Annotated in this window: 18 protein-coding genes; 8 read left to right on the top strand and 10 right to left on the bottom strand. The window is 40.7% G+C overall.

The genetic code is table 11. From position 1 onward, the window contains the following. Positions 1–45: 45 nt before the first annotated feature. The 3 genes from ileS to murJ form a co-directional block, all read right to left on the bottom strand. A complete protein-coding gene (ileS, locus tag ACOB82_RS02655) occupies positions 46–2,883 on the bottom strand; it encodes an isoleucine--tRNA ligase (protein ID WP_448211394.1) in 2,838 nt (945 codons plus the stop codon). Between the two features lie 47 nt (positions 2,884–2,930). Next, positions 2,931–3,860: a bifunctional riboflavin kinase/FAD synthetase gene (ribF, locus tag ACOB82_RS02650; protein WP_448211393.1), complete on the bottom strand. Its 930-nt coding sequence runs from the start codon at positions 3,858–3,860 to the stop codon at positions 2,931–2,933. 82 nt (positions 3,861–3,942) lie between these two features. Next, on the bottom strand, positions 3,943–5,532 hold the full coding sequence (murJ, locus tag ACOB82_RS02645) for a murein biosynthesis integral membrane protein MurJ (protein WP_448211392.1): 1,590 nt from the start codon (positions 5,530–5,532) through the stop codon (positions 3,943–3,945). 250 nt (positions 5,533–5,782) lie between these two features. On the opposite strand from murJ, the gene rpsT reads away from it, so the two are divergent. From rpsT to ACOB82_RS02630, 3 genes are all read left to right on the top strand, one after another. Next, entirely contained in the window at positions 5,783–6,043 is a 261-nt protein-coding gene (gene rpsT, locus ACOB82_RS02640) for a 30S ribosomal protein S20 (RefSeq protein ID WP_448211391.1), read from the top strand. 157 nt (positions 6,044–6,200) lie between these two features. After that, a complete protein-coding gene (locus ACOB82_RS02635; protein WP_448211390.1) occupies positions 6,201–7,859 on the top strand; it encodes a dipeptidyl-peptidase 3 family protein in 1,659 nt (552 codons plus the stop codon). Positions 7,860–8,126: 267 nt separating this feature from the next. After that, a complete protein-coding gene (locus ACOB82_RS02630) occupies positions 8,127–9,743 on the top strand; it encodes a mechanosensitive ion channel family protein (protein ID WP_448211389.1) in 1,617 nt (538 codons plus the stop codon). A 74-nt stretch (positions 9,744–9,817) separates the two neighbouring features. Here the strand turns inward: ACOB82_RS02630 and ACOB82_RS02625 are convergent, their stop codons facing one another. Continuing rightward, complete coding sequence (locus ACOB82_RS02625) at positions 9,818–11,506, bottom strand: methyl-accepting chemotaxis protein (protein ID WP_448211388.1); 1,689 nt, start codon at positions 11,504–11,506, stop codon at positions 9,818–9,820. A 193-nt stretch (positions 11,507–11,699) separates the two neighbouring features. Here ACOB82_RS02625 and ACOB82_RS02620 point away from each other — a divergent pair, with 193 nt between their 5' ends. Together ACOB82_RS02620 and ACOB82_RS02615 are read left to right on the top strand one after the other, a co-directional pair. Continuing rightward, on the top strand, positions 11,700–13,307 hold the full coding sequence (locus ACOB82_RS02620; protein ID WP_448211387.1) for a GMC family oxidoreductase: 1,608 nt from the start codon (positions 11,700–11,702) through the stop codon (positions 13,305–13,307). 279 nt (positions 13,308–13,586) lie between these two features. Continuing rightward, positions 13,587–13,991 carry a hypothetical protein gene (locus tag ACOB82_RS02615; protein WP_448211386.1) on the top strand — a complete coding sequence of 135 codons (405 nt, stop codon included), beginning with the start codon at positions 13,587–13,589 and terminating at the stop codon, positions 13,989–13,991. Between the two features lie 178 nt (positions 13,992–14,169). On the opposite strand, the gene ACOB82_RS02610 is transcribed toward ACOB82_RS02615, so the two are convergent. After that, the gene (locus tag ACOB82_RS02610) at positions 14,170–15,966 is read right to left on the bottom strand and encodes an acyl-CoA dehydrogenase C-terminal domain-containing protein (RefSeq protein WP_448211385.1); all 1,797 of its coding nucleotides are present in this window, start codon (positions 15,964–15,966) and stop codon (positions 14,170–14,172) included. 349 nt (positions 15,967–16,315) lie between these two features. Continuing rightward, on the bottom strand, positions 16,316–16,744 hold the full coding sequence (locus tag ACOB82_RS02605; protein WP_448211384.1) for a DUF3010 family protein: 429 nt from the start codon (positions 16,742–16,744) through the stop codon (positions 16,316–16,318). A 268-nt stretch (positions 16,745–17,012) separates the two neighbouring features. Between ACOB82_RS02605 and ACOB82_RS02600 the strand changes: the two genes are divergently transcribed. From ACOB82_RS02600 to ACOB82_RS02590, 3 genes are all read left to right on the top strand, one after another. Continuing rightward, positions 17,013–17,639: a TetR/AcrR family transcriptional regulator gene (locus ACOB82_RS02600; RefSeq protein WP_448211383.1), complete on the top strand. Its 627-nt coding sequence runs from the start codon at positions 17,013–17,015 to the stop codon at positions 17,637–17,639. A gap of 74 nt (positions 17,640–17,713) precedes the next feature. Then, positions 17,714–18,439, top strand: coding sequence for an SDR family NAD(P)-dependent oxidoreductase (locus ACOB82_RS02595; protein WP_448211382.1), 726 nt, complete (start codon positions 17,714–17,716; stop codon positions 18,437–18,439). A 29-nt stretch (positions 18,440–18,468) separates the two neighbouring features. Further along, entirely contained in the window at positions 18,469–19,344 is an 876-nt protein-coding gene (locus ACOB82_RS02590) for an amidohydrolase family protein (RefSeq protein ID WP_448211381.1), read from the top strand. A gap of 115 nt (positions 19,345–19,459) precedes the next feature. On the opposite strand, the gene ACOB82_RS02585 is transcribed toward ACOB82_RS02590, so the two are convergent. The 4 genes from ACOB82_RS02585 to msrP form a co-directional block, all read right to left on the bottom strand. Continuing rightward, a complete protein-coding gene (locus tag ACOB82_RS02585) occupies positions 19,460–20,695 on the bottom strand; it encodes an amidohydrolase family protein (protein WP_448211380.1) in 1,236 nt (411 codons plus the stop codon). 15 nt (positions 20,696–20,710) lie between these two features. After that, entirely contained in the window at positions 20,711–22,093 is a 1,383-nt protein-coding gene (locus ACOB82_RS02580) for an amidohydrolase (protein ID WP_448211379.1), read from the bottom strand. Between the two features lie 391 nt (positions 22,094–22,484). Further along, positions 22,485–23,072, bottom strand: coding sequence for a protein-methionine-sulfoxide reductase heme-binding subunit MsrQ (gene msrQ / locus ACOB82_RS02575; protein ID WP_448211378.1), 588 nt, complete (start codon positions 23,070–23,072; stop codon positions 22,485–22,487). A 37-nt stretch (positions 23,073–23,109) separates the two neighbouring features. Beyond that, complete coding sequence (gene msrP, locus ACOB82_RS02570) at positions 23,110–24,132, bottom strand: protein-methionine-sulfoxide reductase catalytic subunit MsrP (protein ID WP_448211377.1); 1,023 nt, start codon at positions 24,130–24,132, stop codon at positions 23,110–23,112. Positions 24,133–24,208: the final 76 nt, after the last annotated feature.

Genomic DNA, 24,208 nt, shown 5'->3' with positions numbered 1-24,208 from the left:
AATGAAAATAAACCGCTATTAATTAGCGGTTTATTTTATTAGTGATTAAGCGAAAGCGCGTTGTTCACCGTCACCATCAACGTTAGTGACGCAGCGGCCACACAGCTCAGGATGACTTTCATCAACGCCTACATCATCAGTAAAGTGCCAACAACGATCACATTTAGTGCCCGTTGACTGACTAACCGATAACCATAAACCATCTAATGCAGTTGCAACTGAAGCTTCAGGTTGTTCACTCGCAACAACAACTTGCGCGCCAGAAGTAATAAGTACAAAACGTAACTCATCACCTAACTTAGCTAAATTATCCGCTAGGCTTTGGTTAGCATATAAAGTGACATTAGCTTCTAATGCTTTACCCACTGTTTTCTCTTTACGGGCAGCTTCTAAAACTTTATTCACTTCACCGCGAACGAGTAATAACTCATTCCACGCTTCGTCAGTTAAAGCACCTTGGTTAGTGATACCTGCAATGCCATCAAACCAAACATTGGTAAATACGAATTCTTCACGTTCGCCAGTAGCAGGTTGTGGTAATGCTTGCCAAATTTCTTGTGCGGTAAATGATAAAATTGGCGCCATCCAACGTGTCATTGCTTCAGCAATCAAGTACATCGCTGTTTGACATGAACGACGCGCGTGACTGTCAGCTTTGGCAGTATATTGGCGATCTTTAATGATATCTAAATAGAAACCACCTAGCTCGGTAGTACAGAAATTCATTAACTTATGTACAACTAAATGGAACTCATATTCATCGTAAGCATTAACAATTTCAGCTTGTAATGCTGCTGCTTTAGCAACTACCCAACGATCTAGCGCTACCATATCTTCAACAGCCACAGAATGTTGTGCCGGCTCAAAACCATTGATATTGGCTAATAAGAAGCGCGAAGTATTACGAATACGACGATAAGCATCCGCTTGGCGCTTAAAGATTTCATCAGATACCGTGATTTCTTGGGTGTAGTTAACCGACGCTACCCATAAGCGCAGAATATCAGCACCTAATTTATTGGTAATTTCAGCTGGTGTAATCACATTGCCTAATGATTTAGACATTTTGTGGCCTTTAACGTCAACGGTAAAACCATGAGTTAACACTTGGCGATAAGGCGCTTTGCCGTTCATGGCAACTGAAGACATCATTGAAGACATAAACCAGCCACGGTGCTGATCAGAGCCTTCTAAGTACAAATCAGCTCGACCGTCAAACTCAGGACGCGCATCAACGACAGAGAAATGAGTTACGCCTGAGTCAAACCAAACATCTAAGGTATCGGGTACTTTGACGTATTCTTTAGCATCATCGCCAATTAGCTCTTCAGCTGACAAATCAAACCATGCTTGAATACCTGATTTTTCAACACGCTGTGCGACTTGCTCAATTAATTCAATACTCTTAGGGTGCAAAGCTCCGGTATCTTTATGTACAAATAAAGCAATTGGCACGCCCCATGTACGTTGGCGTGAAATACACCAATCAGGTCGACCTTCAACCATAGATTCAATGCGGCTTTGACCCCATTCTGGGATCCATTGAGTTTGTTTAATTTCCGATAATGAATCGGCACGCAGATTATTTTTGTCCATGCTAATAAACCACTGTGGCGTTGCACGGAAAATAATCGGCGTCTTATGGCGCCAGCAATGCGGGTAACTGTGCTCATAAGCGTGGTGATGCAATAACGCGCCTTTCTCTTTTAACACGTCAACTACCGCAGCATTAGCTTTGAATACATGCTGACCTTCAAATAACTCTGTACCTGGTAAATAAACGCCATTAGCGCCAACAGGGTTAGCCACTTCTAAGTTATATTTTTTACCAACAACGAAATCGTCAACACCGTGGCCAGGTGCAGTATGCACACAGCCCGTGCCAGAATCTGTTGTGACATGGTCGCCACAAATAATTGGCACAGTAAAATCATAAAATGGATGTTGAACTTCAACTAATTCCAAATCTGCGCCTTGGCAAAAACCAAGGGCATGGTATTTATCAATACCGAAGCGATCCATACATGACTTAACCAGGTCAGAAGCCAAGATCAAACGGAACTTACCTTGCTCGTTTTCACATTGAACTAAGGTGTACTCAACTTCTGGGTGAACAGATACTGCGCGGTTAGCCGGCAAGGTCCAAGGTGTGGTTGTCCAAATAACCACAGAAATATCGCCTTGACCTTCATGTGCTTCAGGGTGCGAAAATTTATTAGCAACGCTAGTATCAATTAATTTAAAACCAACATCGATTGCTGGCGATTGCTTGTCTTTGTATTCAACTTCCGCTTCAGCTAACGCCGAACCACAATCTGTACACCAATGAACTGGCTTAAATCCCTGTTGAATATGACCATTTTCAGCAATTTTACCAAGCGCACGGATAATATTCGCTTCGGTATCAAAATCCATGGTTAAATAGGGCTTATCCCAATCACCGAACACACCAAGACGTTTAAAGTCTTCACGCTGACCATCAACTTGCTTTATTGCGTATTCGCGACATTTTTGACGAAATTCAGCAGCAGTGACCTTATGACCTGGTTTGCCTACTTTCTTCTCAACCATCAATTCGATAGGCAAGCCATGACAATCCCAACCTGGAACATACGGCGCGTCAAAGTCTGACAGGGTTTTAGCCTTTACAATAATATCTTTTAATATTTTGTTTACCGCGTGTCCTAAGTGAATATCACCATTGGCATACGGAGGGCCGTCATGAAGAATAAATGATTTTTTACCCTTTTTAGCAGCTCTGATCTTGCTATATAGTGATTTTTCGGCCCAACTCTTTAACATTTCAGGCTCGCGATTCGCCATATTACCTTTCATTGGGAAAGGCGTGTCTGGCAAATTCAGGGTATGTTTGTAATCTGTCATTTATTGCATTATCCGTTGTTCGATCTTTTACAGGTTTGTAACGAAGATTAATTAATTTGTTTTACAAAAAGGCGCGCTTGCTGTGCATCTTTTTGAATTTGTTCAGTTAAATCAGCCAAATTAGCGAACTTCAGCTCTGGCCTTAATTTTGATAACAACTCTACTTCAATCGCTTGTCCATAAATGTCTTTATCAAAATCAAAAATATGTACTTCCAATTGTTGCCTAATTCCAGCAACCGTTGGTCTTGCTCCAATATTAGCTACGCCGTAAAACTTACCATATTCTGTGTTCACTTGTACCACATAAACACCAGAAATCGGCGAAACTCTGCGTTTTAATTTTAAATTGGCTGTTGGGAACCCTAGTTTCCGACCTCGTTTATCACCGTGAAACACTCTGCCGTGAATTGAATAAGGCCGACCAAGCATTTGGGCAGCATCATCTAGTCGGTCTTGTTCAAGCGCTTGTCGAATTTCAGTGCTACTAATTCGACAATCAGCTAATTTAAAACTTGCCGTGTCTGAGACACCGAAACCAAAGCGCTCGCCGGCTTGACATAACATTTCAAAGTTACCAGTACGATTTTTACCAAAACGAAAATCGTCGCCAATTATTAAGTGCTTAATGCCCAGTTTTGCCACGAGCAATTGTTCAATAAATTCTTCCGCCGACTGATTAGCAAATGAATGGCTAAAATTAACACAAATTAACCGCTTTACACCTAACTCTTCTAACAAAACATATTTATCACGCAGACGTGTTAAACGAGCTGGCGCATTATCAGGGTTAAATAATTCTTGTGGCTGAGGTTCAAACACCATAACAGCAGGTACGCAGTTCAGCGCTTTTGCTTTAGCAATTAATGCCGCAACCACTCGTCTGTGACCAGCATGAACACCGTCAAAGTTGCCAATTGTTAAAACGCAACCATGATCAGCTGCTTTAATGTTATGAATCCCGCGAACTAACTGCATGCTAACTGCATTAAGGGCCCTTTAGCCTACCTAATTTAAAAAACCGACGAATTATATATTAGTCTCAGCGAAGAATCAGCCCTTAACGCGCAGAAATCGCGCTATTTTTATTAACCTTAAAATCAGCAAATTTAATACCCAGTAAAATAATGACTGTCAGATATACCAATACCCCCAGCCCAATTAACCCAAGCAACTTCACCGTTTGTTGAATAAAGGTCAATGCCAGCCAATCATGAAAAGATGGCGAAAAATAAAACACGGTGAATGCCATCGCACCGGCTGCTGTCACTAATTTCACCATAAACCATTTAGTTTTTGCCGGTAAATGGAAAACTTGTTGCGAGGCTAAACCTTGGTAAAGCCAGTAGCCATTTAATGTAGCTGAAAGCGTGGTCGCTAATGCTAAGCCGACATAGCCTAAAAATGGCGCAAGTGCGAGGTTAAAAATCATATTAGCCACCATAGCTTTAATCGCTATTTTTACCGGGGTTTTAGTGTCTTGACGCGCGTAATAACCAGGCGCTAGCACTTTTATAAACATAAAACTGACTAAGCCAGATAAATAAGCATATAAGGCCAGTGACACTTGATAAACATCGGTTTGACTAAATTCTCCGCGCATAAACAGCAACATGATAATCGGCTGAGCAAGCACCATTAACCCAGCCAAAGCTGGAATTCCCATAAAACTAACCACCCGTAAGCCCCAATCTAAAGTTTCAGAAAATTCAGACTGGTTAGATCTGGCGTGAAGTCCAGATAAACTCGGTAAAATCACGGTAGCGATACCGATTCCAAATAAGCCCAATGGAAACTCTAACAAGCGATCAGCGTAATAAAGCCAACTAATAGAACCGGTAACTAAAAAGCTGGCAATCAAGGTATCAAGTAAAAGGTTAATTTGAGTTACCGATACCCCAAATAATGCAGGCAAAATTAATCGGCGAATTTTCTTTACGCCTGCAGCATGCCATGCCCATTTCGGTTTAACTAAAACACCTGCGCGATAGAGAAACGGCAATTGAAATATAAATTGCACCAAACCACCTAGGAATACCCCCCAAGCTAAGGCATAAGCAGGTAGTTCAAGATAAGGAGTAAGGAAAATAGCGCTAGCGATAATACAAACATTAAGTAAAACAGGGGTAAACGCAGCAACAGCAAATTTACCTAAAGTATTAAGTATTGCGCCAGAAAGCGCAGTTAAACTGATAAACCACAAATAAGGAAAAGTGATCTTTAATAAACTGGCAGCTAAATCAAACTTTGCTGCATCAGCGCCATTGTTAAGCCAGTCAACAAACCAGCCAACACCGAATAACGCGACAATCACGGGTGATGCTATCATGCCAACTAAAGTGACTAGGGTAATGATGACACCCAAGGTGCCGGAAACTTGAGCAATTAATTGACGAGTATCATTTTGCCCACTTTTCTCATCATTCGCCTGGTATTCACTCAGCACAGGAACAAAAGCTTGAGCAAATGCCCCTTCAGCAAACAATCGACGTAAAAAGTTGGGAATTTTATTTGCGAAGAAAAATACATCAGCACCGGCGCCAGTACCCATTACATTAGCAATTACTACATCGCGGATTAATCCCAATACCCTTGAAATCATTGTCATTGCGCTTACAATAACACCGGATTTAATTAGCTTTTTGCTCACTACGCGCCTAATATTTGCTGGAAAACAAATATTATGGCGGTAATTGAATAACTTAAACAAGCGATTAATTTGCTATCGCCAAGTTTTAAGCTAAACAAATTCACTTTTATACAAACTGTGTAAAATTAAAACAGCATTTTTTCAGTAAATTAACTAAATTAATCGCTAAACCATTTGACATTCAGCTAGAAAACAGGCATATTTCGTCGCCTTAAATTTAGGCTATATTTATCATATTTAGGAGTTCACCTTGGCTAACTCAAAGCAAGCTAAGAAACGTGCGGTACAATCTGAAAAACGCCGTCAACACAATGCAAGCCGTCGTTCAATGATGCGCACTTTAGTTAAAAAAGTAATCGCTGCAATTGAAGCCGGTGACAAAGAATTGGCAACTACTGAACTTGCAGCTGCTGCACCGATCTTAGATCGTTACGCAACTAAAGGTTTAATCCACAAAAACAAGGCTGCTCGTAGCAAGAGCCGTTTAAACGCTGCTATTAAAGCACTTTAATTTGTTTTTGAAAGATTTGAAAAAACCGGCTATTTAGCCGGTTTTTTTATCGCTAATTTTCATAAGTCTCGAAATTATAGGCGTTCACGCCAATTCCCCCTTGCAAGCTAGGCTAATTTTTTCTACGCTTTCGTCGTCTTCCAAACAGAGAGTAATCATGAATAAACTGAGCAAAATTGCCGCTATCGTTATTATGGCAACAGGCGCACTTACCGCCTGTAACGATAACAACAAACAAGTACAACAAGCACCACAGCTTATTGACAACTATGAAAACCGCTTAGACATATACAAAACTGTCACGTTAAACGCAGATCTAAGTCATTTATCATCTAATCAAAAACAAATGCTTTCGCTGTTAATCGATGCTTCAAAAATTATGGATGACTTATTTTGGCAACAAGCATTTTCTCAAGATAAAGCCGAGTTTCTCGCCAGCATTAAAGATCCTAAAGTGCGTAAATTTGCAGATATTAACTATGGACCTTGGGATCGTCTAGACGGCGATAAAGTGTTCTTAACTGGCTATGAAGAAAAAGCTCATGGCGCAGAGTTTTACCCTAGCGATATGACCAAAGCAGAGTTTGACAAGGCAACGTTTAGCGATAAAAACGGCCTTTATTCTGTTGTCCAGCGCGACGCTAATGGCCAGCTCACTTCAGTTGCATACTCTGAAATTTACAGTGAACAAATTAACCGCGCCGCCGCTATTTTAGAAAAAGCATCAACATTTGCCGATAACAAAGAGTTTGCAAACTACTTAACTATGCGTGCAAAAGCCTTGCGTAACGATGATTATCAAGCATCAGACTTTGCTTGGATGGACATGAAAACCAATCCAATCGATGTCGTTATTGGCCCAATTGAAACCTATGAAGACCAATTATTCGGCTATCGCGCGGCATTCGAATCTTACGTGTTAATTAAAGATTTATCGTGGAGCGAGAAGTTAGCTAAGTATGCTGAGTACTTACCCGAGCTACAACGTGAACTACCGGTTAATAAAACCTATAAACAAGAAACTCCGGGCTCAGATGCCGACTTAAATGCTTACGATGTAATTTATTATGCAGGTCATTCAAATGCTGGTAGTAAAACCATTGCTATTAACTTGCCTAATGATGAAGAAGTGCAGTTAGCTAAAGGCACACGTCGCCTACAGCTTAAAAACGCTATGCAAGCTAAATTTGACGCCATAATGTTGCCAATAGCCGAGCAACTCATTGTGCCTGAACAACGTAAACATGTAACCTTCACTGGTTTCTTTGCTAATACCATGTTCCATGAAGTCGCCCATGGTTTAGGTATTAAAAACACCATCAATGATAAAGGTACTGTGCGTCAGGCATTAAAAGAGCATGCTTCGGCGTTAGAAGAAGGCAAAGCTGATGTGTTAGGGCTTTATATGGTGAAACAACTGCTAGCTAAAGGTGCGATTACTGAAGGCGAATTAGCAGATTATTACACCACCTTTATGGCGGGAATTTTCCGCTCTGTGCGTTTTGGCGCTAGCTCTGCTCACGGTAAAGCGAACATGGTGCGTTTTAACTATTTCCAAGAGCAAGGTGCTTTTAGTCGCAATGAGCAAGGTTTCTATAGCGTCAACATGGACAAAATGACAGCCGCTATCGACTCGTTATCTGAGCTAATTTTAACCTTACAAGGTAATGGCGATTACGAAGGTGTTGATAAATTAGTGGCGGAAAAAGGCTTAATTAAGCCAGACTTAGCAGCTAGTTTAGCTAAGTTAGAATCAGCTAATATTCCTGTCGACATTGTTTTTGAACAAGGTAAGCAGGTACTGAACTTACTTTAATAGAACCACAGTTTACGATACCTAAATCGGTCATCAGGATGTCACTTTGATATTTACATCCTGATGGCCGTTTTTTTGTCCGATTATTTTTTTTGATTTGATATATAAAAAACAATACCACCAATTATTCCTGCCAAATACTCAGGCCAAATACTTCGAGCAATTAACGGGTAAAATCCACTCTCAAAAAAGTTTGTCATAATTTAATTTCTTTAAAAATTTAGTGGTATGCTTAAGCTACTACAATGATTATTAAGGAAGTATTCGATGTTGTCGCGCAAGCTGAGTTTACTATTAGTTACCTTATTTTTATCATTACCTATTGCTGCATGGCAGACTCCGCAAAGTGAAATATCACTAAAAAAGATGCTTGATATTCAAGAAAGTGAGCAGCAAAACAATGGCGAACTTGGCGGAACATCAGCCGATATACCAACAGATGAATATAAGCGTGGTCAGCCAAGAAGTTCCATTGCAGGTTTTCTACATGCGGCGCGCGAATATGACTTTGAAACCGCTAGTAATTATCTAGATTACCGTAATATTTCCGAGCAAACTAAAGCCATTGGCAAAGCAGAACTTGCTAGGCAGTTATCAGTAATCCTCAACCGTACTATTTGGGTAGATTTACAAGCGGTCAGTGATCAACCTCAGGGCAATTTAGCTGATAATTTGCCTGCATACCGAGAGCTCATCGGCCAAGTTGATACGCCTAAAGGCCCTGTAAATATATTACTACAGCGAGTGCCCAGAGCTGACGATAGGGTAAGTATTTGGAAAATATCGAATGCAACGGTAGAGAATATTCCACGATTATTTAAGCATTATTCTTATTCTCCTTTTGGTGAATGGCTATCAAAGGTGCTGCCTGCTGGTGATATTTTTGGCGTTATGTACTGGCAGTGGCTATATTTTCTCAGCTTATTAATCTGCTTTTACCTTATATCTTCTGCCATAACATGGACCGGAGTAAAACTGCTTAAAACAATAAAACCTAAAACCTCGGTCGAGCTAATTCGCTTAATACGTGGCCCTTTAAATTTATTATTCACTATCGCTTTAGTTCGAATTTTTATCCCGCAATCAAATATTACCCATGCCGCGCAAGCGCTGGTTGAAGGAGCAACACTATTAACAATCACCTGGGTTTGGGCATTCTTCTGCCTAATTGACTTACTCAAAACAAAGCTTGCTTCACGTTTTCTTGCACAAGATAAACCTTTGGCAATTTACTTACTAAGGCCTGCCAGCACCGTTGCGAAATCCCTTATAGTCATTACTGGTGTGCTTATCTGGTTTGAAAACCTTGGATTTAGCGCGACAACATTACTCGCCGGTTTAGGTATAGGTGGTTTAGCGGTGGCACTAGCTGCACAAAAAACGGTAGAGAATATTATTGGTGCGATTACGTTATATACTTCAACTCCAGTCAAAATAGGTAACTTTTGTCGCTTTGGTTCGCAACTAGGCGTAGTGGAAGAGATAGGCTTACGTGCGACACGCATTCGCACCATAGAACGTACCGTCATTCATATTGCCAATGCCCAATTTATTGATATGCAGATAGAAAACTTTTCGGAACGCGAACGTATAGCTTACCGTCCTAAAATAAAATTAGCACTGGACTGCAAAAAAGATCATGTTGAAGCGTTTATGCAAGCCTTTAAAGCCACCCTGCAAGCCAATAGCTTAGTCGATGAATCGCCGTGCCGTGTTTATGTCAAAGACATTAATCCTCAAGGTATTGAGCTATATGTGCTTTCTTATATCAATACCCTTGACTATGAAACCTACCTTGCTACAACGAACGACCTTAACTTAAGTATTTTAGCTTTGTCAGCTGAGCATCATTGCCCACTCGCTAAAGTGCCAGAATTAAACTGAACTTACTTTAAGTGTTAGCCCAATTTAAAACCAAGTTAAAAAGAGGCCAATATAGCCTCTTTTTTTACTGATTTTTATACTTTAAATTGATTAACAATATTCGACAGCTGTTGTTCAAGTTGAATTAATTGCTCTGCCGTTGCGGTCAACTCCAACGCTCTCACAGATGACTCTTCAGCAATATCAGCGACTTGTTGTACATTAACGCTAATTTCATTGGCCACCGCTGTTTGTTGCTCTGCCGCTGTCGCAATTTGGGTATTCATTTCATTAATGACACCAACAGACTGGGTAATAGTGGCAAGTGATTGCTTAGCCTCTGCGGTTTTCTCAACGGTCTGTTGTCCTTTAGTCTGACTCGACTCCATTACCGATACCGCATTGGAGGCACCAGCTTGCAAGCGCTCAATCATAGTTTGAATTTCTTCGGTGCTTTGCTGAGTGCGGTTTGCTAAGGTTCTTACTTCATCAGCAACCACTGAGAAACCTCTGCCCATCTCGCCTGCACGTGCAGCTTCGATTGCCGCATTAAGTGCCAATAAGTTGGTTTGATCGGCTATATCTTTGATTACGTTTAACACATTACCTATATTGTCCGCATCATTACTTAGCTGATTAATTACCTCAGCAGCGTGAATAATCTCTTCTGACAAGTTAGTAATGGCAGCGATGGTTTCTTCAACAGTTTGTTGCCCTTTATTTGCTTCAATATCAGCGTCTCTGGCAGCTTCTGCAGCGCCTGCAGAACTGGCCGCTACCTGTTGTGCTGTTGTTGCCATTTGCTGAATGGCCGATGCCGCTTGCGTAGTTTCGCTGCGCTGACGATCAACATTAGCATTAGTGCTGTTAACCACTTGCCCCATTTGTGTGGTTGAGTCAGTTAAGTTTTCAGCGCCAGTTTTCAACTCTAAAATTGAACGATGAATCTTATCAACAAACATGTTAAAGCTTTTCGCCACTGCCCCAACTTCATCCGCCAAATACACTTTTAAACGCTGAGTTAAATCCCCTTCCCCTTGACTAATATCATCGAGCGCTAAAACGGTATCATGCAACGGTTTAGTAATACGTCCTGCAATATATAAACTTAATATCACGACAATAATAATAGCGATGACACTGATGCTGACAATGTATAAAAGTGCTTGAGTAATGCCACGCTCTGACTCTAATTTAGTTTTTGCGACTTCTTCTTCAATATCATCGATATAAAAGCCCGTGCCTACCATCCAGTCAAATTGTGGTAATGACACCGCATAACTTAGTTTACTAACATTGGCATTTTTAGAGGCCTTTAACCATTGATATTCAAAATACCCACCACCTGATTTTGCAATATCGATTAAACCTTTGATTACAAGAACACCATTGGGATCTTTTAAATCAATTAAATTTTTGCCTTCAAGCGAAGTGTTTGTGCGGGTGACAATGTTTGTACCGTCATACTTATAGACAAAAATATAACCGTCTTTAGATTGCTCAAAAACAATACTACGCAATTTATCTGCGGCTAAACGCTGCCGTTCAGCTATTGGGATTGATTGATCATTTATCGTTTGCTCTATCGATGACAGCGCAATATCAACATAGTTTTTAAGCGTAACTTTTTTCTCTTTCAGCATCGAGCTCTCAATTTTAGCAACCTCTTGCTCACCCAATTGCGTCAATTGATAATTAACAATAAACATCAAAATAGCGACTAAAAGTACAATTGGTGCTAACGCCAATAATATAATTCGCTGTTTAATATTCAATGTTGGCATAACTCAACTAGCTGTTGGTAACCTGCTACAAGTATTGCACAAAATTAAAAAAAAACCGTTGAACCGCAGCACACTTTGCTCGCTATCGATGCAAACTAACTAAAGGGCTGCGATAAATAAAAACTCTCGGGTGATCACTTCACTTCTCGACAAATTTAGGTATAAATATGACAAACAACAATAAAGGGTGGCTATGGAAACGTTTGATTTTATTATTATTGGCGGCGGCTCAGCTGGATGTGTGTTAGCAGATAAACTTTCAGCCTGTGGTCAATTTACCGTTTGCTTAATTGAAGCGGGTCCTAAAGATAGCTCTCCGCTTATTCATGTGCCACTTGGCGTTGTCGAGTTAATGAAAAGTAACAAATACAATTGGCGCTTTGAATCGGCACCAGAAGTAACGCAAAACCAGCGGCAAATCTATAACCCCAGAGGGAAAACTTTAGGTGGCAGCAGTTCAATCAACGCCATGCTCTATACCCGAGGACAAAAACAAGATTATGATCATTGGCAGGAGCTAGGCAACGAAGGTTGGAGTTATGATGATGTCTTACCGTACTTTAAAGCTACTCAACATCAAGAACGCGGTGAAGATGACTATCACGGTGTAAATGGTGCACTAAACGTCACTGAATCTCGTTCAAAATTGCCAGTTTTCGATCGCTTTATTGACGCGGCAAGCAACGCTGGCCACCCCAAAAATAATGACTTTAATGGTGAGCAACAAGAAGGTGTTGGCTATTTTCAGGTCACGCAAAAGGATGGCAAACGCTGTAGTGCAGCTCGCGCATTCTTAACACCTGCGTTAACTCGAAAAAAACTAACGGTGATCACCAATGCCTTGGTGACCAAAATACGCTTTGAAGCGAAAACTGCCGTTGGTATTGAATATAAAATTAAACAAAAAACTTATCAGCTAGCTTGTAAAAAGGAAGTGATTGTCAGCGCTGGCGCCTTTGGTTCACCTCAGTTATTAATGCTGTCAGGAATTGGCCCTAAATCAGAGCTAAATAAGCACGATATTCCGCTGGTTCATGAGCTAGCTGGCGTTGGGCAAAACCTGCAAGATCATGTCGATATTCTTGTGGTGAACGAATATAAAGACACAGATATTATTGCGTATCGGCCAAAAGCCTTAGCGAAACTTATTCCAAGCGCACTAAAATTTTCTACCGAACGAACAGGCATTTTAACCAGTACTGTAGCAGAAGCTGGCGGCTTTATTAAATCGTCACCAGAGCTCAATCGGCCAGACTTACAATTACACTTTATTCCGGCGGCAATGGACGATCATGGCAGAAACTTTAACATGCTCTGCCAATATGGCGTTGCCATGCATGCCTGTTTACTTCGACCTGAAAGTCGAGGCAGCGTAACCTTATATGGCAACGCACCGCATTTGCATCCTAAAATTCAACTTAATATGTTAGATCACCCCAATGATCAGGCACTTATGATCACAGCAGTAAAAAAACTAAGGGAAATATTTGCCCAAATGCCGCTTAAAGACAAACTGGGTAAAGAAATTTTTCCAGGCGAAGACTGTCTATCTGACAGCCAAATTCTCGAATTTTTAAAAGAAAAAGCGAACACCATTTATCACCCTGTTGGCACGTGTAAAATGGGAGCAGATGCTGACTCTGTAGTTGATAACCAATTAAAAGTACATGGCATAAAGCAATTACGCGTTATAGACGCATCAATAATGCCGACCTTAATCAGCGGTAATACTAATGCCCCCACTATTATGATCGCTGCGAAATCCGCTGATAATATTTTGGCACAATATAATGAAAAATAAACAGTAAATCAGTTGATTACTCAGTAAACTTCATTGCTCCATTACGTCCATAATGCTTATATTTAAGCTGCTTACGCGTTTTGCCATCATGAGTCCAGTGTAACGCCTGCGTTAATAATCGTTTTTTATACGTTATTACCAGTGCAGTTGTCTAAGGCAACGCTTGAAATCACAGAAATTATATTCAACTAGCGTATTTTTTAGGCTATTCAACGCATCACTTGCTTGTCTGTTATTTATTTCGCTATAGTGAGTAACAAAGTCAACAACGGAGTGTGTATGTTTAATAAAAATCAGCGCCACGGCAGCTTTACCTTAAATAAGGAGAATGACACTTTAATTGTTGACGCACTTGGGCCATTTAATCGAGAAACGATTTTAGATTATAAAATGGCTGTGAGCTCTGCAATTGATGCATTTAATGGTAAGCCATGGAATCAACTCGTTATAATGCGTCAAGAAAGTATTTTTACCCCAGAGGCAATCGATGAAATGGTAGCAGTAACAAGCTATCGAATGTCTCGAGGCTTGAAATTCAGTGCCGTGGTATTTATTGACTCGGTTGCCCGCTCGTTAATCGAACACCAACTCTCTAGCATTTACTTACGAGTAGGACTTGATTTTGATTTCTTTGATGATATCCATAGTGCCAAAAAATCGCTAGAAGTCTTAAGTCTTGCCTAAAGAAGCATTCTGTTAAAAACATTGCCTAAAACTCAAGATTAAACGCCCAATCTAGTTAGCGCTCAATAAAAACCGACTAACTAAAATTACGGACTTTTATAAAGAAATTAACGAAAAAGCCAGCAAATTTGCTGGCTTTTAATGCTTATTGCTTGATCAACAAGTAAGTTGGGTTTAATTAGAAAATAAACTCTTCTTCGCTGTGAGCCATCATCGCATCAGCGCCGTTTTCAATACAAGCTGCATGACCGTGAGCACGAGGAAGAATACGCGCAAAGTAGAAACGAGCTGTTTTAATTTTCGCTTCATAGAAGGCTTTATCTTCTGTGCCGTTAGCAAGTTGCTCAAATGCCACTTTCGCCATTTTCGCCCAGAAGTAGGCTAAAGTTAAATAACCCGAATACATTAAGTAATCAACCGATGCGGCACCAATTTCATCTGGATTTTTCATCGCTTTCATGCCAATTTCTTGGGTCATTTTCTGCCAAGATGGGGCAATAGTGATCATTGGTTTGATAAATTCACTCATGTGCTCATCGGTAATATTTTGCGTACAGAACGCTGTTACTTCCGCAGCAAATGGCTTAATTAACTCGCCTTTTGAACCTAAAATTTTACGTGCTAATAAATCTAATGCTTGAATACCAGTTGTACCTTCATAGATACAGCTGATCTTGGTATCACGCATTAATTGCTCCATACCCCATTCTTTGATGAAGCCGTGACCACCAAACACTTGTACACCGTGGCTGGTACACTCTAAACCTAACTCCGTTAAGAATGCTTTAGCAATTGGTGTTAACAGCGCTAGCTTACTATTAGCTTCTGCCACCTTGGCAGGATCTTTTTCTACTTCAACAATATCAACTAACTGGCCTAAATAGCCATTTAATGCTCGGCCACCTTCAGCAATTGATTTTTGCGTTAACAACATACGACGCACGTCTGGATGCACAATAATTGGATCAGCAGCACCTGATGGGTTTTTAGGACCAGTTAATGAACGCATTTGTAAACGATCTTTCGCATAGGCTAGTGCGCCTTGGAAAGCAGCATCAGCAGCAGCTACACCTTCATTTGCTACGCCTAATCGTGCCGCATTCATGAACGTGAACATGCAGTTAAGGCCACGGTTAACTTCACCAATTAAGTAACCTTTCGCGCCATCAAAGTTAATTACACATGTCGCGTTGGCGTTAATACCCATTTTGTGTTCAATAGAGCCACAGCTAACCGCATTGCGATCAATAATTTCACCATCAGCGGTTGCATTAAATTTAGGTACCGCAAAAAGAGAAATGCCTTTAGTGCCTTCTGGCGAGCCAGGAATACGGGCAATCACGATATGAACAATATTCTCTGTTAAATCATGCTCACCTGCTGAAATAAAGATTTTAGTACCGCTAATTGCGTAGCTGCCGTCATCATTTAATTCGGCTTTTGTACGCAGCATACCTAAGTCTGTACCACAATGTGGCTCAGTTAAACACATAGTACCAGACCATGTGCCTTCTACCAGCTTCGGCATGAACATCGCTTTTTGCTCTTCAGTACCATGAGCTTCTAATGTCGCTAACGCGCCATGGCTTAAACCTGGGTACATGGCAAAACTATGGTTGGCACCTGATAAGAACTCACCAATGGCAGTATTAAGTGAATGTGGTAAACCTTGACCACCAAATTCAACCGGTTGTGATAACGTTGGCCAGCCACCTTCAACATATTGTTGATAGGCTTCTTTAAAGCCGTCAGGTGTTTTTACATCGCCGTCTGTCCAAGTACAGCCTTGCTCATCACCAATTTGGTTAATTGGCGCAATCACTTCTTCGGTAAATTTTGCCGCTTCGGTCATGATCGCTTCAATCATATCTGGCGTTGCTTCTTCGAAACCTAAATTCTGATAATGCGTTTCGCAATCCAGTAACTCCTGCATCACGAACTTCATATCGCGTATTGGGGCTTTATATTCTGGCATTGTTTCTTCCTCAACTTGCTGTTGCCACTGGTAAGTGGTCTGATTTGTTCTAGTACCTGAATTAAATCACGTTAATCGGCATTTGAAAAGGATAAAGTTCAGCATTTACTTGCGTTACACCTAGTGGTCAACCTCTCATTCTTGGGCGTAGAACAATAGAGTATAGCTAAGAATACTAAACAATTTTTATTCATTCTAAAGGCAAAATCATCGCTAAGTATGTTGATTAAGTTACATTTTAAAAGCGAATTAAAAACAAACTAAAAATGGAGTAAACGTTAAAATTAAAGGAAAAAAAGGGAGCTAACAGCTCCCTTTTTTTGATAATTCAATTGCTAAATATTGAACATTAAGCGCGTGACTCAAAGTGAGCGAAAACCGTTTCAAAAGCTGTTTGCTGAAACTTCTTAAGACCTGTATCTCTAAAATCAATACCTACTTGGCTTTTTGCTAAAGCAGTTTTAACGAAACTACCTGAGACAATGCTAACATCTAATGCTTCAATTAATTGAATAGCCGCCTCTAATTTGAAGCCGACCGGGCCACCCGCAAATTTTCCTTTTAATGCACGGCCTTTAATGACCACCTTCTCTACTTTGTAATCTTCCATTAATTTGGCAAAGGTATTTTGAAATTTTTGCATTTGCTCTGCATCGCCAGCATCTGTAATGCTAATTTTAGGTACTCTTACCTGAGGAATATCGTAAAGGCCATTTTCCAATGCCAAAATGCAAATAATGGCATCATTTCCCTTGAGTTCAACACCACAAACTTTCATCAATTTCACCTCTTAAGTAATATGCCGCTATTATGCTTGGTTATGACAATGAAAAACACTGTTTTGCTCGAATATTCAATTTTCTTTATCAAAAGTATACCTTGCAAGCACCACCAGCATGATTACAACTCGACATCAAGTTCAGCCTCACCTACACTGCCTTGCAGCATACTTAAACGAATTTGGTTGTAATATCGCGTTTAATTAACCAAACTTATTATTCAATTCAATATTAACCTGATGAATTATATAACAATAAAAACTCTACATGCGTAATCAATCAGTCATTCAGGCCAAACAAGTAAGAAGTCAACGTACACAGCAAAAGCTTCTAGCAGCGTTAAATTCTTGCTTAAAAGAGCAGTTTTTCGAACATATCAGTATTGCACAGCTTACCGATGCCGCCGGCGTATCGGTTGGTACTTTCTATCGACGTTTTAAAAACAAAGAAGCGTTATTGCCAGACTTGTATCAAGATTTTGGCACTAATTTTATTCGCTGGTTAGCCACTTTAGAAAAACAACCTCAAGCAAACTTAACCGAGCAAATAGCATTTATCGTGCAACAAACCGCTAACTTTCTTAACGATCATCTGCATGTATTACGAACATTGCACTTAAATGCTCGGCTATACCCTGAGATTTTACCAGCCAGTCAGTTAAGTCAGCGTTCAAGCGAATACCAGCGACTAGCGGCATTGTTACTTGCACATAAAACGGAAATTTCTCACCCTAACCCAGTGATAGCGTGCGATATGGTAATTTTTATTATCAGCAGTAACTTAATCGACAAATTACTTTATGCTACATTAACGCCAGCTATTGCTTCACCATTATCGTTAGCTGAAAACTGTCAAGAGCTAACCCTGATGATTAAAGGGTATTTGCAGCCTTAAACCATTGAAATGATAGGCTTATAAGCAAGTTAACACGAACCAAATATCTCGACCAACAATAAGGCAAAACACCAATGGGCAAAACATGTGTTATCACCGGAGCGAGTTCAGGTATTGGCCTGAGCATAGCGCAGAAATTTATCGAACAAGGCGACACTGTTTATAATTTAGATATTCAACCCAGTGATTGCGGCCATTTTATTCCTTGCGATATGACCGATGTTGACGCCGTAAAAAAAGCAATAACCGAAATCGGTAACACCCAAGGTATCGATATATTAATCTTAAATGCTGGTATTCACTTTTCTGGCAACATTGAAAACACCACTGAACAAGACTTAGAACGTGTCTTTAATATCAATGTTAAAGGAGCCTACGCTGCCACTCAAGCAAGTTTGCCGTTTATGCGCCAGCAAAATAATGGCGCTATTTTATATATTGCCAGCGACCAAGCAGTAATTGGCAAACGTAATTCGTTTGCCTATAACCTGTCTAAATCGGCATTAGCCTCTATGGCACGCACTACTGCCCTTGATTACGCAGAATTTAATATTCGTGCTAATGCTTTATGCCCCGGTACCATTGAAACACCACTTTACCACCAAGCAATTGATAGGTACGTGCAAGCGAGTGACGCTGACAAAACACAGGTTCATCAAGAAGAAGCAGCTTTGCAGCCAATTGGCCGTTTAGGTCAGCCTAAGGAAGTTGCCGACTTCGCCTATTTTTTAACGTCGGATCAGGCCAGTTTTATCACTGGCAGTTTGCAGGTTATTGATGGCGGCTATACCGCGCAATAACGCAGTATGGCTTCCAAATAAGTACTTTGATGAAAATCGTCGATCCACACATACATTTATTTGATTTAGCTGAAGGTAACTATCATTGGCTAAAACCGGAAAACCCACCGTTTTGGCTAGATAAATCGGTGATTAATCGTAGCTTTTCCACTGATGATCTCGTGTTATCAGCGCCTCTTTCCCTCGCTGGTTTTGTCTATATTGAAGCGGGGTTTGACAACCAACAGCCTTGGCGTGAAATTGCTTGGTTAGAGGCTGCTTGGTCAAAAACTAAAAGTAACTTACCTTTTCGCAGCGTCGCGACCATTGATCTAACTTTGCCACCAGCTGAGTTTAACGCCATGCTACATCAGCTAACCGCATTTAGCTCCGTGGTTGGCGTTCGGCATATTTTGGACGATGATGCGATGCAAATTTTGTCATCGGAGCATTGTTTTACCAACTTAACCGCACTTGCAAAACACCAGTTATTATTTGAACTACAGCTGCCATTTTCAGCGCTTAAAGCGGTTGAGTTGTTTGGCGAATACCTTAATAACATTGAGTCACTAACTTGTATTATTAATCATGCAGGCTTGCCCAATTCCTTATCTCATGTGAACCATGACTGGCGGCAAGGGCTCTCGTTACTCGCTAATTACCCAAACGTGGCAATAAAGTGTTCGGGTTGGGAGATGATTGACCGGCAATATCAATTGACCGATGTGCAATTGATAATCAACCACATTATTGAAGCGTTCTCAATTGAACGGGTAATGCTGGCCAGTAATTTCCCACTAACGCTATTTACTCGCAGTTATAACGAACTGTGGCTGGGGTATGTTGAAAAGCTAACGCTGTCAAACGCACAGCAATCAGCGTTACTATTTAACAATGCCAAGCATTGGTACCAACTTGATCTTTGACTTATTAAAGCGTGTCAGATTGAGCGATAAAAAAAGCCAGCGAGATGCTGGCTTTTTGTTAATTTAGATTAACCAAATAAAAACTCGGCGCCACCTATATAGTAGCGCTCTCCTGTTATTTTACGTAAGCACGTGGCATATCAGTAGTAGCCATGTAACGATCACGTAACTTGTCTTGACGACTTTCTAGTGATTGTTCTTCGCCATTAATCCACACATGTTCTGCGCTAGTGCTTAATTCAAACGGATCTGCACTCCAAAGCACTAAATCAGCCGCTTTACCCACTTCAATACGACCTGAGTTTAGCTTGAACGTATCAGCAACGTTTGCTGTCACTGCCGCTAATGCTTGCTCATAGTCCATGCCATTAGCAACAGCGTTACCCGCTGTAAAGCGCAATTGATGGGCATTATGCGTATCTCCATCAACAGTTAATAACACTTTTACACCTGCTTTAGCCAATTTACCGGCATTGGCTAAATTAGTGTGCAGTGAATCAAAACTTTGAGGTAAATTGCGCATTGCGCCCATAATTACAGGCGTATTAGATTTGGCAATTTCATCAGCAACTAATACTGAATCCGCAGCACCTAATAGCACTAAATCAAGACCAAAACGCTGTTTAAGTGACAACATCGCTAAAATATCGGTTGCGCGATCAACATAAGCAAGTAATGGTTTTTCACCCGCTAATAGCTGATTTAACACCTGTTCATCACGCTTTGGCTCTTTGTCGTCTTTCTTGTCGTCTTTTTTCGCTTTAGCTAAGGCTTTTTGTGCATCTTCTAGCTTATTAGTTAATGCTTGTAATTCTGTAGCGCGCGAGCCTTCAGACTTACTTCCTAACTCAATTACTACACCATTTTGCGTTTGAATAATGCTATCAAATTCACCGGTTAAGTTAACGGCAAAGCTTTGGCCTTTAAACATATCATCACCGCCCTGAGGCACTGAGATATTGCTGGTGATACCGCCTTTACGGGTATAAGCGATAGCAGTAGATTTCGGGTTAAACGCTAAACTCGGATCAAAGGTAATATCAGCTTTCTTTTCACGAGCATCACGCGTGCGAGATACTGCGCCAACTTCTACTAAACCAAGCTGGTTAATTGATGTGATAAAGCCAGGCGTTAATACACGACCTTTAGCGTCAATAATTTGATCAGCAGAAACTGATTCAGGGTTTAATTCACTGATCACGCCGTCTACAACCACAACAGTGGCATTGTCTAACACGCCAGCACTAGAAGCTGTGTGAACTTTAGCATTAATAATTGCCAAACTAGCAGCTTGCGCTGATGCAGCTGTCGCCAACGCTAAGGCGATTAGAGATGATTTAAATAATTTCATAGTTATTTCCTCGCCTTATTCCTGACCTAACATAAAATCGCTTTGCGCTTGGTATTTTTCGTCAAAACGATCATACACTTTTGCGCCATCAACAAACACTTGCTCAGCTTGTGCGTAAACACTAAACGGGTTGGCGTTCCAGACAACCACATCCGCATTTTTGCCTTGCTCTAAGCTACCTGTTTTATCAGCAATACCTAATGATTTTGCAGGGTTACTTGTGATCCAACGAATTGCATCAGCCTCAGTTAAGGCAAAGCCATTTTCATTAGCACGGTACATAATTTTACCGGCTTCTTGGTTTAAGCGTTGAATTGTTGTGGCTGAATCTGAGTGAACAATGGCACATGAATTTTTCACCGCATCAACAACAGCAACATTTTCTTCAATCATGTCATAAGCTTCCATTTTGAAGCCCCACCAATCTGGCCACATTGCCGCACAGTTGCCATTTTCTGCTAAGTTATCAGCAATTTTGTAAGCTTCAATAGCGTGATGGAAAGTGCCTGATTTGTAGTTAAACTCTTTACCAAGGTCAATCATCATTGCCATTTCTTCGGCTTTGTAACAGTGGTTATGAATTAAAATATCACCGTCTAACACACCTTTAAGTGTATCTAATTCAATATCACGAACTGGTGCTTCTGGGTTTTTACCTGCGGCATAATCAGCTTCATATTTTTCCCAAGCACGTTTGTACTCAGTCGCTTCAGCCCATGCCATGCGATAGCCAGCCATATTCCCCATGCGAGTACCTGGTGCTTGTTTGCGGCTGCCATAAACGCGTTTCGGGTTTTCACCACAAGCCATTTTTAAACCGTAAGGTGCTTCAGGGAATTTCATGCCTTGCATAGTATGACTAGGCACGTTCTTTAAGGTAACACCACGGCCGCCGAATAAGTTCGCTGAGCCTGGTAAAATTTGTAAGGTCGTGATACCACCTGCACGAGCAGTTTGGAAACCTGGATCTTGTGGCCAAACACTATGTTCAGACCAAACTTCAGAGGTATTAGGCGCAGTCATTTCATTACCGTCAGAATGCGATTCAACCGACGGGCTTGGATAAACACCAAGGTGCGAATGCACATCAATAACACCAGGGGTTACCCATTTACCTTTACCGTCAACTACCTCAGCACCGTCAGCAGATAAATTAAGCCCAACTTGGCTAATTTTACCGTCAACAAATAAGACATCAGCACCATCTAGACGCTCACCATTACCGACTAAGACAGTGGCATTTTTGATTAGTGTGGCTTGTTGAGGTAGTACTTGATAAGTACTAGGGTATGGATTTTTATTAATTTTGACTTTAGCGTCTTGCTTTTCTGATTGCATACAACCAGTTAAAGCAACAGACACCGCCGCCATCACTAAAGATGGTATCAATTTCTGCATGGTGATTTTCCCGTTAGTTTTGCTCTTAATTGGCTAATCCAAAAAAATGGCTAGCAAGTGAGCAATATCGTTATTTAAGTAAGTCGTTATAACTATAAGAACCTAGCTACATTAGTATGAATAAATGTTAACAACAAGTTATCTTAGAGGTTTTCATCAGCAATTGCGACCAACTACTTGCCTAGCAAGATTAATGTCTATGCCAACTAATGTGCAGCGTTAAAATGCTAAATATAAATACTAAATATAAATACTTAGATGCAATGCTTAGTTAAGCTGCTTAAACAAGATGCTCAGTCGAGGTGCTCAGTCATTGTGACTAATTGCGGTGGCTAAATTGAATAGCAAATAAAATGGCTAGAACAACTGACAGAACAGACGTTTATGCAGTTTACTTCAGCCCTAGCCATGATTTAATGCGCTGCCAGCGTTGCGCCAGCAGAAATAGCGTAATAGCTGCATATAAACCAGGCTCATATATATCTGATTTCACTGACCAATAAAAATGTATCACCACCAAAACTGTCGCCACATAACCCCAGTTGTGTAGTCGCTGCCAGTTTATGCCCATTTGACGTTTTATTTTATCAACAGACGTAATAGCTAAACTGGTTAATATCAGCAATGCGGTAAAGCCAACGGTGATATATGGGCGCTCAATAATTTCACCAAATACTAATGACCAATTAAATTGCAATTCAAAGGCAATGAAATTTATTAAGTGAATCAAGGAGTAAGTAAATGCCCACAAACCCAGCAACCTTCTAAATTTAATTAACACTGGCTTTTTTAGGCGTTTCGCTAGCGGCGATAGAGTTAACGTAATAAGTAGTAAATGCAATGCGCCTATGCCGGTAAAATGAATGACCCGCTCGACTGGATCTGCACCGATAGTATCGAAATAAGCGCCCCAATATAACCAGACTAACGGCGCTGCCGCAGATAAATGTACTAAGGTTTTCCAAACAACTAGATTCAAAGATTAACTACCTTTTCAATAAACTATGCCAACTGAATTAATAAAACTTGCTTAAGTTCATGCCTTTGTATAAATGCGCGACTTGTTCAGCATAGCCATTAAACATTTGCGTTGGTATTCGATTTCGGGCAAATAAACCGCCATCACTAATACGACGCTCGCTCGCTTGACTCCACCTTGGGTGATCCACCGTAGGATTTACATTGGCATAAAAACCATATTCATGTGGGGCTAATAAATTCCATGTGGTTGGCGGCTGATGTTCGACAAGCTTAATGCCAACAATAGATTTAATGCTTTTAAAGCCATATTTCCATGGCACGACTAAGCGAATCGGTGCACCATTTTGTGGTGGTAGGGTTTTGCCATATAAACCAACACTGAGCAAGGTTAGTGGGTTCATTGCCTCGTCCAAACGCAAACCTTCAACATACGGGTAATTAATACCGCCGCCAATTCTACGACTTGCTTGCCCTGGCATTTGCTTAGGATCATACAGTGTTTGAAAGGCGACATATTTCGCTTTCGACGTGGGTTGTACTTTTTTTAACAGCTCTGCCAATGGAAAGCCTATCCAAGGAATGACCATAGACCATGCTTCAACGCAGCGTAAACGATAAATACGCTCTTCAAGCGGAAATTGCTTATACAAATCGTCGTAGTCTAACGTTATTGATTTTGCTACTTCACCGCTAATGGTCAGTTGCCAAGGGTTAACTTTAAATTGTTGAGCATTAGCCGCCGGATCTGATTTATCTAATCCAAATTCATAAAAATTATTGTGGGTAGTAATTTTAGCTTCAGGCGTTAATGTTTGTGTTGTTTGAGGCACTTGTTTATAGGTCAGCGCTGATTGCGCAAACTTGCTTGACTCTTTGTTCGAGTCTTTTGTCGACCAAAAATCGAAAGAGGTTGCGGAAGCATTCATTGACTGCGCCAACAAATTTCCTGCGCCAAGATAACCAAGTGATTTGAGTAACGTGCGCCTGCTAAGGTAAACCTGCTCATCGGTTACATCATGTTCGGTCAATTCACCAATGTTACGCGATTTAATTAGCATAAACCCTCCACTATCAACACCTTGTGGTAATTAGCTTAATTCGTTTAAAAAAATAGCGCATAAAATGCCATTTAAA

The sequence above is a fragment of the Colwellia sp. MEBiC06753 genome, from assembly GCF_053470325.1.
The sequence above is the reverse complement of the archived record's forward strand: the minus strand, read 5'-3'. Positions and strand labels throughout refer to the sequence as shown.